Annotated in this window: 11 protein-coding genes; 8 read left to right on the forward strand and 3 right to left on the reverse strand. The window is 40.0% G+C overall.

Annotated features, from left to right (window positions below):
• Positions 1 to 289: 289 nt before the first annotated feature.
• The 4 genes from PSE69_RS17685 to PSE69_RS17700 all read left to right on the forward strand — a co-directional run bounded on the left by PSE69_RS17685 (position 290) and on the right by PSE69_RS17700 (position 4,262).
• Positions 290 to 1,078 carry an endonuclease/exonuclease/phosphatase family protein gene (locus PSE69_RS17685; RefSeq protein WP_169342390.1) on the forward strand — a complete coding sequence of 263 codons (789 nt, stop codon included), beginning with the start codon at positions 290 to 292 and terminating at the stop codon, positions 1,076 to 1,078.
• Positions 1,079 to 1,457: 379 nt separating this feature from the next.
• The gene (locus PSE69_RS17690) at positions 1,458 to 2,645 is read left to right on the forward strand and encodes an NAD(P)/FAD-dependent oxidoreductase (protein WP_004916265.1); all 1,188 of its coding nucleotides are present in this window, start codon (positions 1,458 to 1,460) and stop codon (positions 2,643 to 2,645) included.
• 13 nt (positions 2,646 to 2,658) lie between these two features.
• On the forward strand, positions 2,659 to 3,051 hold the full coding sequence (locus PSE69_RS17695; RefSeq protein WP_014656645.1) for a hypothetical protein: 393 nt from the start codon (positions 2,659 to 2,661) through the stop codon (positions 3,049 to 3,051).
• Between the two features lie 17 nt (positions 3,052 to 3,068).
• Positions 3,069 to 4,262 (forward strand): methionine gamma-lyase, encoded by a 1,194-nt coding sequence (locus PSE69_RS17700; protein ID WP_004922949.1) that lies wholly within the window; start codon positions 3,069 to 3,071, stop codon positions 4,260 to 4,262.
• Between the two features lie 58 nt (positions 4,263 to 4,320).
• On the opposite strand, the gene PSE69_RS17705 is transcribed toward PSE69_RS17700, so the two are convergent.
• Positions 4,321 to 5,691: an amino acid permease gene (locus tag PSE69_RS17705; protein ID WP_040132396.1), complete on the reverse strand. Its 1,371-nt coding sequence runs from the start codon at positions 5,689 to 5,691 to the stop codon at positions 4,321 to 4,323.
• A 156-nt stretch (positions 5,692 to 5,847) separates the two neighbouring features.
• On the opposite strand from PSE69_RS17705, the gene queE reads away from it, so the two are divergent.
• The gene (gene queE, locus PSE69_RS17710) at positions 5,848 to 6,519 is read left to right on the forward strand and encodes a 7-carboxy-7-deazaguanine synthase QueE (protein WP_014656642.1); all 672 of its coding nucleotides are present in this window, start codon (positions 5,848 to 5,850) and stop codon (positions 6,517 to 6,519) included.
• A 34-nt stretch (positions 6,520 to 6,553) separates the two neighbouring features.
• Here the strand turns inward: queE and queD are convergent, their stop codons facing one another.
• Positions 6,554 to 6,916, reverse strand: a complete 363-nt coding sequence (gene queD / locus PSE69_RS17715) for a 6-carboxytetrahydropterin synthase QueD (RefSeq protein ID WP_014656641.1) — start codon at positions 6,914 to 6,916, stop codon at positions 6,554 to 6,556.
• A 237-nt stretch (positions 6,917 to 7,153) separates the two neighbouring features.
• Here queD and cysJ point away from each other — a divergent pair, with 237 nt between their 5' ends.
• From cysJ to PSE69_RS17730, 3 genes are read left to right on the forward strand one after another with little or no spacing between them, the layout of a single operon-like run.
• Positions 7,154 to 8,959 (forward strand): NADPH-dependent assimilatory sulfite reductase flavoprotein subunit, encoded by a 1,806-nt coding sequence (cysJ, locus tag PSE69_RS17720; protein ID WP_121874831.1) that lies wholly within the window; start codon positions 7,154 to 7,156, stop codon positions 8,957 to 8,959.
• Positions 8,959 to 10,689, forward strand: a complete 1,731-nt coding sequence (gene cysI, locus PSE69_RS17725; protein ID WP_121874830.1) for an assimilatory sulfite reductase (NADPH) hemoprotein subunit — start codon at positions 8,959 to 8,961, stop codon at positions 10,687 to 10,689. The genes cysJ and cysI overlap by 1 nt, the downstream gene beginning before the upstream one ends.
• Positions 10,686 to 11,420, forward strand: coding sequence for a phosphoadenylyl-sulfate reductase (locus PSE69_RS17730; RefSeq protein ID WP_014656638.1), 735 nt, complete (start codon positions 10,686 to 10,688; stop codon positions 11,418 to 11,420). The genes cysI and PSE69_RS17730 overlap by 4 nt, the downstream gene beginning before the upstream one ends.
• Positions 11,421 to 11,483: 63 nt before the next feature.
• On the opposite strand, the gene PSE69_RS17735 is transcribed toward PSE69_RS17730, so the two are convergent.
• Positions 11,484 to 12,872, reverse strand: coding sequence for a carbohydrate porin (locus PSE69_RS17735; protein ID WP_121874829.1), 1,389 nt, complete (start codon positions 12,870 to 12,872; stop codon positions 11,484 to 11,486).
• Positions 12,873 to 12,898 lie beyond the last annotated feature (26 nt).

Consider the following 12,898-nt stretch of genomic DNA (forward strand, 5'->3'; position numbering starts at 1 on the left):
CATCAAGCCCCGTGAGATAACTCACGGGGCTTTTTTTATCTGTGCTTTAACCTCTTCCTGCATACTACATTTCTTCAATAGATTATGAACTTGCTTAGCGCAAACCATGTGTTTGATGCTTGCAAAATGCTATGAATAATTCAGAAATGGTTAATGAACAGATAATTATCAGTGGAGTTTAGCCTTAACTACATAAGATATAACAGGGTAGGTTTGATATACTACAAGCCATATGGTTTATAAAATTGCTAAAATGCTTTTAACTTCTAATTTTGTAGGGATCAGAAACGTGGCGAAAAGAACCTATTCTGTCAGATATATTGCAGGTCAACCCGCTAAACGTATTCAGCCAATGCCTGTACATATGTTAGGAGAATCATTACCCGTGGGGCTTCCCCTATTTGCGGCGGGAGAAACCTTAGATGTTGTGACATGGAATATTTATAAACAACAGCGACCTAACTGGAAAAAGATCCTTAATGAGTTAGTTAAAGATAAAAAACTGATTCTACTTCAAGAAGCTCAAATGTCGCCTGAGCTTATTTCATTCGCAGCCTCCCACAAACTGATAGCAGATCAAGTGCCCGCGTTGCCTTTTTCTCAGCATCCTGCTGGCGTAATGACATTAGCAACTGCTCATCCTATCTACTGTTGCCCGCTACGCGAAAAAGAGCCGTTATTGCGTTTAGCAAAATCGGCATTGATAACAGTTTATCCCTTGCCTAATGGGGAGCATTTGATGGTTGCAAATGTGCATGCCATAAACTTTAGTTTTGGTGTTGATGTTTATACAAGGCAATTAAGTAAATTAGGTGAGCATATATCGAAACACGTTGGCCCTGTACTTTTGGCTGGAGATTTTAATGCGTGGAGCCGCCAAAGGGTTAACGCCTTAAAACGCTTTGTTAGAAGCGTGGGGCTTAAAGAGGTTAACTATGATACTGATCAGCGCACTAAAGCGTTTGGACGGCCTCTAGATTATCTCTTTTATAGAGGCTTAAAAGTGAAAGATTGTTATGTCACAAACACAGATGCATCAGATCATAACCCAATTATTACTCAGTTTGACTTAGTATAAAAATTATTTGAGTACCTACCTATTAGTAATTTCATACTTAAAAAGCCATTTATAGTTATTCTGCTCTTACGATAAACATTATCGATATGTCAGTTGCAGATAATGTTTATTTGGCTAAAAACAAATATTTATTATTAGACTGTATAAATAAGTTAGTCTTAAAATGAATGTTATTATTTTCATTCGGTAATTAAAAATAAAGATAACTATAATCTTGCTTATTTTTATTTAATGATAATTCACTGAATGTAATTAGTTTTATTTGGTGGATGAATATTAATTATTAATTAAATGTATGGCGAATTAATTAAATTAAACTATATTTATATATCTATATGATAACGATTTAACACAACTTAAATAATAGGTGGGTTAAAGTATGAAGCATATCGTCATAGTCGGTGGTGGTACAGGTGGTACAATGTTAGCGAATATCCTTGCAAGGAAACTTAATAAGGATATTTTTTCTAAAAAAATAAAAATAACATTAGTGACTGATAACCCTACTCATTATTATAAACCAGCTTTTATGTATGTTGCATTTAACTTATTCTTTAAAGAGGAGTTAAGTCGCCATGAACGATCGTTATTACGGCCCGAAATTAATTTAGTGATTGATAAAATTGAGTCCTTTGACTTTAAAAATAAAGAACTAAAGTCAAATAGCGGTAAGACTTTAAATTATGATTACTTAGTTATCGCGACAGGATGTGTTCCTAGGCCAGATAGAATAGAAGGGTTAAAAGAAATAGGTAACCACTTCTATTCTTATGAGCCAGCAAGAAAGTTAGCAGATCAATTATCAAAAATTGAAAAAGGTAGGATCTTTATCACCGTATCATTTCCTGAAACGCCAAATGTTCCTCATCAATGTGGTATCGCACCAATGGAAACGACATTGATGTTAGATGAATTTTTACGTAAACGTCGTGTAAGAGACAATATTGAAATTGTATACACCTACCCGACAGTCTCTCAATTATTACGTAATTGCCTTTTCCTTCAACAACCTGTTTGTGAAGCTATCCCTGAGATTTTTAATATAAAAAATATTAAAGCTCAACGAGGTTTTACATTAAGTAAAGTAGATCCAGACAAGAAAGTCGCTTATTCACAAGAAGGTGATGAGCAGCCTTTTGATATTTTAATTAGCACTCCGCCAATTACAGCTGTTGAAGCTGTGATTAATACAGGCTTAAGTGAGCACAATAATGGTGAAGGCTGGCTCCCAACAGATCATGAAACCATGCAAGTCTACGGCACAGATGGAGTGTATGTAATCGGTGATACCGTTGATTTGCCTATCAGTAAAGCAGGAGGGAGCTGTCATAACCAAGCTGGGATTATTGCTGATAATATTTTTGGTGAATTAACTTATGGTTATCCTGCGGCTATTTATGATGGGCGTGTACAAGCCGTTGCTCAAATGGGATTAAATGCAGGTATGCCATTACAGTATGACTATAAACATGATGTTATCCCAATACCTGCAACTAAGGTGGGAGGACTACTCAGAAATAGTTTCAATAGAGGTCTTTATTGGGCTGCTATCCGTGGTTTAGTGTAAGAGGGTAATTATCATGTCAAATGAAAATACGCACTCCAAACTTATTGAGCTACTTAATTCAGAGTCTGTAGATCATTTCGCCGAGAAAATATCACCACTGCTGCATTTAAAACGCTTAGATAATATCGTTGATCTACTTTCTTTAGTTTCTGACCTTGTTGATATTCTTGATTTAGGTACGGTTGAAAAATTATCCAATTCATTCGAAGACACGTTAACGCCAGTTTGGGAGCTAGGAACGGCATATAACATGGCTAAGATGGAGGCGATATATGATGATAAAACGCATAATTTTCGTTCAGTTTATAGCTTGTTAAAAGATCCAAATACTTTACGGGGGATTAGTATCCTATTAAGAACGTTGCAGATTATGGGTTCTAGGATACCTCAATCCAATGAGAAGTAATTTTTTAGGAGAGTGGTATGAGCTTAAATCAGAGGAATGCTTTTGATACTCGAATAATACACAGTTTTTATGATCAGCGTGAAAACAAAGGGGCGTTGGTTCCGCCTATATATCAAACCTCAACTTATTCATTTAGCAGTGCGGAAGAGGGAGCCGCCTGTTTCAGTGGTGAGAAAGAAGGGTATATTTACACAAGAATTAATAATCCTACGCTAGATTTGTTAGAAAAAAGGCTCGCTGATTTAGAAGAAGGTGAAGCAGCGATTGTATTTTCGTCAGGAATGGGAGCCATTACATCGACTTTTTGGTCTCTAATGAACCCAGGTGATGAACTATTAGTTGATATGACGGTTTATGGGTGTACTTATTCCTTTTTTCATAATGGACTCGAGCGATTCGGTATTCAGGTACGCCACATTGATATGAGTGACCCTAAAAATGTAGCTCAAGCGATCAGCAAAAAGACGAAAATGATTTTTTTTGAATCCCCAGCTAATCCTGATATGCGCTTGGTGGATATACAAGCGGTAACGAATATTGCAAAGGAGCATAATATTATTGTCGTTGTTGATAACACCTATTGTACTCCTTATCTACAAAAGCCAATCACTTTAGGCGTTGATATTGTGATCCATTCATTAACCAAGTATATGAGTGGTCATGGTGATGTTATTGCAGGCGCAGCCATAACAACAAAGGAAATAGCGAAGCAGATCCGGCTAGTTGGGTTAAAAGATATGACGGGAGCGTGTTTATCACCTCATGATGCGAGTTTGATTATGCGAGGAATGAAAACGCTCTCTGTTCGTATGGAGCGTATTGTGAAGAGCGCTCAACAGATAGCACAATATCTCTCTTCTCATCCTAAAATTGCATTTGTCATTTATCCAGGCTTGCCGAGCTTTAAACAATATGAGCTAGCCAAAAAACAAATGAAATTACCTGGCGGCATGATTGCCTGTGAAATTAAAGGCGGCATGGAATCAGGTAAACGCTTTTTAAATCGTTTAACGCTATTTTCACGAGCAGTGAGCTTGGGGGACTGTGAATCCTTAGCACAACACCCTGCAAGTATGACACATTCAACTTATACACCAGAAGAACGACAATATTATGGGATAAGTGATGGATTACTGAGATTATCGATTGGACTAGAGGATGTAAATGATTTGATTGCCGACCTTGAGCAGGCTCTTGAATTAGAAAGTTAATGATAAAACGCCCCATCAATGATGGGGCGTTATGTTGTGTTTTGCAGATAGGATTATTTTAATTATTTTTTTGGTAATCGCGCATTATAAAGTAGGCAACAGTAAGTATCACAACCCAAACACAACCGACGATTAAAGCCACTCGTGTGTTTTCAAAGAACCCAAGTAATGCGATAACAAATACCATAAAGGCAATCGTCACCATAGGGCCGACCGGCCAAAATGGTACAGGGAACTTGAGCTGTTTAACCTCTTCTTGGCTCATTTTACGGCGCATAGCAACCTGCGAAAGCAAGATCATTAACCATACCCAAACAGTGGCAAACGTTGCAATTGAAGCAATAATCACGAAAATTCGCTCAGGTAAAAGGTAATTTAAGTATACGCCAAGCAGCATAACGGCTGACATCACCAAGACGGTTACCCATGGCACACCATTGCGTGTCAACTTAGTGAAAGCGCTAGGTGCTTGTTTATCTTGAGCCATGCCGTACATCATTCGACCAGCACCAAAAATATCACTGTTAATGGCCGAAATGGCGGCGGTGATAACAACGATGTTTAGAATGTTTGCGGCAGAAGAAATATTCAGACTAGAAAAAATTTGCACGAATGGGCTACCGTTTTGCCCAATTTGGTTCCATGGATAGATACACATTAAGATAAAGAGTGTTAAACCATAGAATAGCAAGATCCTAATAGGCACGGCATTAATTGCTTTAGGGATGGTTTTCTCTGGGTTTTGAGCTTCGCTTGCGGTGATACCAATCACTTCAATCCCACCAAATGCAAACATAACAATGGCGAGAGAGGCAATAACGCCAGTAATGCCATGCGGCATAAAACCACCATGTTCCCATAGGTTTTGCAAGCCGACAGCGTGGTCTGTCTCTTTACCAAAACCGTAGAACATTAAGAAGGCACCACCGATAATCATGGCAATAATCGCGGTCACTTTGACTATCGATAACCAGAATTCAAGCTCACCAAATATTTTAACGTGACATAAATTCAACGCACCGATAAATAAAACGATGCTGAGTACCCATACCCATTGATCAACATGAGGGAACCAAAAGCCCATATACATCCCGAAGGCGGTGATATCTGCAAGGCAGACAACCAGCATTTCGAAAACATAGTTCCATCCGGTTAGAAAGCCTGCTAATGGCCCCATATAGTGGCTGGCATAGTGAGAAAATGACCCTGGAACTGGGTTATGAACCGCCATTTCACCTAAAGCACGCATAACCATAAAAACGGCAGCGCCCCCTATCATATAAGCGATGAGCACTGCGGGGCCGGCTGCTTGTATGGCTGAAGCGGAGCCATAAAAGAGGCCTGTACCAATCGCTGACCCTAAGGCCATAAAGCGAATGTGCCTGACACTCAGTCCCTTTCTGAGTTGATTTTTTTTACTACTTTGCATTTTTTGTCCTGTCTTTAATTACCGAATATCGTTTCGGTTTTTTTAATCAGATGTGCTTTATCAAATCCAAGCTGTTTACATTACCATAAAGTGGGTTAACCGCGGATAGATATCTGCGATATAATACGTATTAAGATGACAATGCCAGAGAGTGCGATGAATTACCCAATCAATGAAATTTTTCAAACATTACAAGGTGAAGGTGTGTTCACCGGTGTTCCTGCTGTTTTTATTCGCTTGCAAGGCTGCCCAGTGGGTTGCAGTTGGTGCGACACCAAACATACTTGGGAGAAAGAAGAGAGCAAAGCAACAACACTTGGTGATATTGCACTAAAAACCGTTGATACAGATACATGGGCGCTGGCGGATAGTCATGAATTAATCAACCTCATGAAAAAACAAGGGTATACAGCTAAACATATTGTTATCACAGGGGGAGAGCCGTGTATTTACGATCTGCTTCCTTTAACGTGTGAGTTAGAAAATCAAGGCTATCAGTGCCAAATTGAAACGAGTGGCACTTATCCTATTCAATGCTCAGATAAAACATGGGTAACGGTATCACCAAAAGTGGGGATGAAAGGGGGATTACAGGTGCTTACGGAATCAATTAACCGAGCAAATGAAATCAAGCACCCTGTTGCGCGTGAAAAAGACATTGAAGAGTTGGATAAATTGTTGGCAAAACGAACCGAAAAACATGCGCCAGTTGTTGCATTACAGCCTATTAGCCAAAAAAGCTTAGCAACCAAGTTATGTATCGATACGTGTATTGCGCGAAATTGGCGTCTTTCTATTCAAACCCATAAATATCTTAATATCGCCTGATGTGCCGCGTTGAACACGGCATACCAGAAAGTGTCTATTCGCCGCGGTAAATACAGCCAGCATTACAGGTTTCTTTCACTGTCACGGCACTGAGTAATGGTAAGAGGGGTTTGGTTTTATGCCAAATCCAGCTCGCCAGCACCTCGCTGGTTGGATTTTCGAGGCCTTCAATATCATTTAAGTAATAATGGTCGAGTTGATCTAAGATTGGCTTAAATGCTTTTTTGACATCACCAAAATCGATAAGCCATCCACTTTTTTCCTCGACTTCGCCTGTCAGCTCTAATCTTACCATGAAAGAATGGCCATGGAGGCGACCGCATTTATGACCTTCAGGTACATAGGGAAGTTTGTGTGCCGCTTCAAAATGAAAATCTTTATAGATGCTTGTTCTCATAACTAACTCCTTATAAATCGAAATGCAGCGTATTCTACTGTAATTTGTACTCCGAGCATCTTATTTTGTCGAATTATCACTAACCATTTTTATGAGTATGATTCACTAACTATTTTCATTAGGCTTTTTAGCTATTAGTTATGGCGATCGTTTCTTATCCCGTTACGAAAGGGTGTTATAACCTGACAAACTATCGGGGTAGTAATTTATGATGAGCAACTCTGGGGTTATAAGATAATGACAAAAAAACAGTCTCCAATTTCGGCATTGCCAATATCTATGGAGCAACTTGCACGCTTACAGACAGCCGTGGATGATTTTTCATCTCACCAATTAGCTTGGTTGTCTGGATATTTGTGGGGAATGGTAAACCAAAATACAGTGACTAGCACACCTGTGAGTGCTCCCGTGCCACAGGACGAAACGATTACAATCATTTCTGCTTCACAAACTGGCAACGCGCGCCGTTTATCTGAACAACTTAGAGAAAAGTTGCTCAGCGAAAAGCTCAATGTGAATTTAGTGAATGCAGGAGATTATAAATTTAAGCAGATCGCGCAAGAAAAAATATTGGTGATAGTTGCATCAACACAAGGAGAAGGCGAGCCTGCTGAGGAGGCGGTTGCATTATATAAATACTTGCACTCCAAAAAGGCTCCAAGCCTGAATGAAACGGCATACGCTGTTTTCGCATTAGGCGACTCTTCCTATGAGAAATTCTGTCAAGCTGGTAAAGATTTTGATACGCAGCTGGCTCAATTAGGCGCCAAGCCATTACTTGCACGTATCGATGCCGATGTAGAGTATCAAGCAATTGCAGATGAATGGATTGAGGAACTGAGCCAATTACTTAAAGCGCGAGTGCCAACGCAAAGTACTCATCAACTTGTTGCGGCTCAGGTAGGGAGCGTAGATGAAATTCATTCATCACCTTACACTAAGACGTCGCCACTTACCGCATCTTTATCGGTCAATCAGAAGATCACAGGGCGCGGATCACTAAAAGATGTTCGCCATATTGAGATTGATTTGGGGGATTCAGGGTTACGCTATCAGCCTGGTGATGCGCTTGGGGTGTGGTTTGATAATGATCCTGCTCTTGTTGAGGAGCTTATCGGTTTATTATGGTTAACCGGTGATGAAAAGGTTCAAGTGGCTGAACAATCATACACACTACGTGATGCACTGACTCACCATTTAGAATTGACACAAAACACCCCTCTTATTGTTGAAAAATATGCCAACTTGTCAAAAGACGAGACTTTATTGGGGTTAATAAGTGATAAGCAGGCACTTTTGCACTATGCACAAAATACTCCCATTGTTGATATGGTGAGACAAGCTGCCGCTCAGCCTACCGCTCAAGAGTTTGTTGAGCTTCTTCGACCATTGACCCCACGGTTGTATTCAATCGCATCTTCACAGGCGGAAACAGAAGATGAGGTGCATATTACTGTCGGCGTTGTACGTTATGACATTGATGGTCGTGCTCGTACAGGTGGTGCTTCTGGCTTTTTGGCTGATCGCCTAAAAGAAGGTGATGAACTGCGTATTTTTATTGAACACAATGATAATTTCCGTCTTCCAGCCGACAGTACAAAACCTGTCATCATGATAGGCCCCGGTACTGGCATCGCACCGTTCCGTGCATTTATGCAGCAACGCGATAATGAGGAAGCGACTGGTAAGAACTGGTTGTTTTTTGGTAATCCACATTTTGTTGAAGATTTTCTCTACCAAGTGGAATGGCAACGCTATGTCAAAGAAGGTTTGTTGACCAATATTTCATTGGCTTGGTCCCGAGATCAAGCACAAAAAGTGTATGTGCAAGATAAGTTGCGTGAACAAGGTGAGGAAGTTTGGCACTGGATTGAAGAAGGGGCACATATCTATGTCTGCGGTGATGCGAATCACATGGCTCGGGATGTGGAGCAGGTGTTGCTGGAGATTATCAGTCAATACGGAAACATGGATAGCGAATCGGCAGATGAATTTTTAAGTGAGCTGCGCGTGGAGCGCCGTTATCAGAGGGATGTCTACTAATGAGTGATAAAAAATACGGGCCTTTGGTCGTAGAAGGCAAACTGGCTGATAGTGAACGGATGAAAAACGAGAGTAATTATCTACGTGGAACTATCAAAGAAGATCTCAAAAATGGATTAAGTGGCGGATTTGAAGGGGATAATTTCCTACTAATTCGTTTCCATGGGATGTATCAACAAGATGATCGTGATATCCGAGCGGAGCGCGCTGAACAAAAATTAGAACCCCGCCATGCGATGATGCTTCGTTGCCGGTTGCCCGGAGGCATCATTACGCCTAAACAGTGGTTAGATATCGATAGATTCGCATCAGAACATACGCTGTATGGCAGCGTGCGTATCACTAACCGACAAACCTTCCAGTTCCACGGTATTTTAAAGGGTGATGTGAAGCCTGCACACCAAATGTTACATCATGTGGGGCTTGACGCATTAGCGACGGCAAACGATGTGAACCGTAATGTGCTTTGTACCTCTAACCCCGTTCAATCTGAGCTACATCAACAAGCTTATGAATGGGCGAAAAAAATATCGGAGCATTTACTGCCACGTACAAATGCTTATGCAGAAATTTGGCTTGATAAAGAAAAGGTGGCAACAACGGATGAAGAGCCAATATTAGGGAAAACCTATTTGCCTCGTAAATTCAAAACATCGGTAGTGATACCGCCATTAAATGATGTCGATTTACACGCCAATGACATGAACTTTGTAGCGATTGCTCAAGATGGGGAGTTAATTGGCTTTAACGTGTTAGTGGGCGGTGGTCTTGCGATGACTCACGGTGACACGGCGACTTACCCTCGATTAGCCAGTGAGTTTGGGTTTATTTATTTGAAAGATACGCTGGCGATTGCAGAAGCTATCGTGACAACTCAACGTGATTGGGGGAATCGGACAGAACGTAAAAATGCTAAAACAAAATACACGCTGGAACGTGTTGGTGTTGAAACATTTAAACAAGAAGTTGAAAGACGCTCTGGGGTAACCTTCGAGCCAGTTCGGCATTATGCGTTTACTCAACGTGGTGATCAAATTGGTTGGTTAAAAGGGATAGACGATCGTTGGCATCTCACGTTATTTATTGAAAATGGTCGTTTAATCGATTTGCCTAATAAACCACTAAAAACAGGTGTTGCAGAAATAGCTAAAATTCATCAGGGAGACTTTCGCTTAACGGCGAATCAAAACCTGATAGTTGCGGGAGTGCCTGAATCGGAAAAAGAGCGCATTGAAGCGATTGCACGTGAACATAGTTTGATCAGTGATGAGGTGACATTGCAGCGTGAGAACTCAATGGCTTGTGTTTCTTTCCCTACCTGCCCATTAGCAATGGCGGAAGCAGAGCGCTTCTTACCTGAATTTGTCAGTGAAGTAGAAAAAATCATGTCGTCACACGGCATCGGTAACGAGCATATTGTATTACGTGTGACAGGATGCCCAAATGGCTGTGGTCGAGCCATGCTGGCGGAAGTTGGATTGGTAGGTAAAGCGATTGACCGATATAACTTACATTTAGGTGGTAATCGTATCGGTACTCGAATTCCGCGCATGTATCGAGAGAATATTAGTTCGGCGGAAATTTTAACTATCTTAGACAATTTGATTGGTCGTTGGGCAAAAGAGCGGGAAGATCAGGAAGGTTTTGGCGACTACTTAATTCGCGCTAATGTAGTGAAACCAGTACTGAATTCAGCTATCGATTTTTATGAAGTGAAGGAGGCGGTATGAGTCAACTCAAACTTGCCGAAGTACTTAAATTAGATAAAGTGCAACAAGCTGAATATTTATCAGCATTGAATGTGCAATTGGAAAAATTGAGTGCTATTGAGCGAATCGAGTGGGCATTAGATAATTTGCCCGCTAAATTTGTATTGTCATCCAGTTTTGGCATACAAGCGGCGCTCATGCTACATATGGTGACACAAGTGATGCCCGATATTCCTGTTATTTTAACGGATACTGGGTATCTTTTTCCTGAGACTTACATCTTCATTGAAGAGTTAAAAGATGAACTCCATTTGAATTTGCAAGTTTATCGCTCCCCATTATCTCCAGCGTGGCAGGAAGCTATTTATGGCAAATTATGGGAACAAGGAACTGAGGGGATAGATCTATACAATCAAATTAATAAGGTTGAACCGATGAATCGAGCTTTGCGGGAGTTAAAAGCGCAAAGTTGGTTCTCGGGGCTGCGTAGAGAGCAATCGAAGAGTCGTGCCACGCTGCCCGTACTGAGTATCGGTAAAGGGGTATTTAAAATATTACCAGTGGTTGATTGGAATAATCGCCAAGTACATGAATATCTGACCAAATATGATTTGCCTTATCACCCTCTTTGGGAGCAAGGGTATTTATCTGTTGGTGATACACATACCACTCGTAAATGGGAGCCTGGTATGAGTGAAGAAGAGACCCGCTTTTTCGGTCTTAAACGCGAATGTGGGCTTCATGAAGGGTAAGTTACTGCAAATAGCTTGAGTGGCTGACCTGATAAATCAGCCACTCAATGTTTAATTCAATTTTTAGAATAAGTATTTAAATCTGACTCTGGAGCCATAACGATCTTTATCGCTATTTTTCACTTCGATATCTTTTCCATCAATTACAGAGTAGTAAGCGCCGATATAAATTTTAAAATTATCCATATCAAGTATGTTTGGTAACTCATATGAAGTATATAAAGTGTGAATATCATATTTTCCTGGACCAAAAATAACTTCATTATCGATGTCACTATCATAATTTAATGCGTAGGACTTGATATCATTATGAGCGTAAATATAACCCAGCTGCAAGCGGCGCCATAAAATATTGGTACCAGTAGTAAAATCTGTTTCATTGCTAGCATCTAAATAAGCCGTACTCCAGTTTACGTCGATACCATTTGTTGGATCATCTTTTAAGCTATTCCAACCTAGAGTTAAACCATATCCATTACGCTTAGATTGGTTTTTAAACTCACCTGTATTTTTATCTTCATAACCATAAGCATTTTTAATAACATTACTTTCAATGGCGGCGGCTACTTTAAAGTTGTCTTTATTCCAAGCGATCACAGGTCGAACATAGATAACATTTTTCTTATTGATTTGTTTTCGCCCATGGTATTCGCCATCGGTAAAGATACTGGTGCCATCTTCGATTAATAGATTTGTTTCAAAATACCAATTATCGTATTTAGTATTAAACATCATGCTGCCGCCACTATTGCTTCTTCCTCGGCCCTCTTTCATCATATAGATATAGCCAAAGCCATCACTATAGGTATCATTCGCGGTATTACCTGAATACTCAATAAAGGTATCTTGATTTAATGGGAACATATCGTAGGCTTCATAGCGGCCTAATTTTATTTGCCAACTCTCTTTTTTACCAAAGTAGAATTTGGCATCATCTAAACCAATTTGTCCATTAATATTAGCGAGTGGTTGAACGGAAAAGCCTGCATAGTTGTTATTCTTTAAAGAACGCTCACCATCAAGTCCAATTAGAATACGGCCATTAATTCCCCATTTATCATAATCACCAAAATCTTTATCTTTTCCTGCCTGAGTATTTACTGAGGTCAGTTGCCCTTTTTTACTAGCAATATCAGTATTAAATTCGACATCACCGTAAAGTTTAAGCTTGCCATATTGGCTATTGGTTTCGATTAAATGTGGGGCTTCAGTATGATTTGTCGTAGCTGTTGTATTATTGATTGGCTGATTAATAACTTGACGATTTTGTAATGCTTTTTCTAAATTAGCTGCTTTTTGTTCAGCAAGTTCTGCTCTTTTCTCAGCAGCAAGTGTTCTTTGCTCTAAAAGCGCTAAACGTTGCTCTATTGATAGAGAACTTGTATTAGCTTCGGTTATAACAGGCATAGCTAATCCTAAGCTAACAGCAGTAGCTAATAGTTTAGTTTTCATTCTTTATTCCTTGTTTATATCTGGAT

The organism is Providencia sp. PROV122, from assembly GCF_028482365.1.
In the GTDB taxonomy this organism is placed as follows: Bacteria; Pseudomonadota; Gammaproteobacteria; order Enterobacterales; family Enterobacteriaceae; genus Providencia; species Providencia stuartii.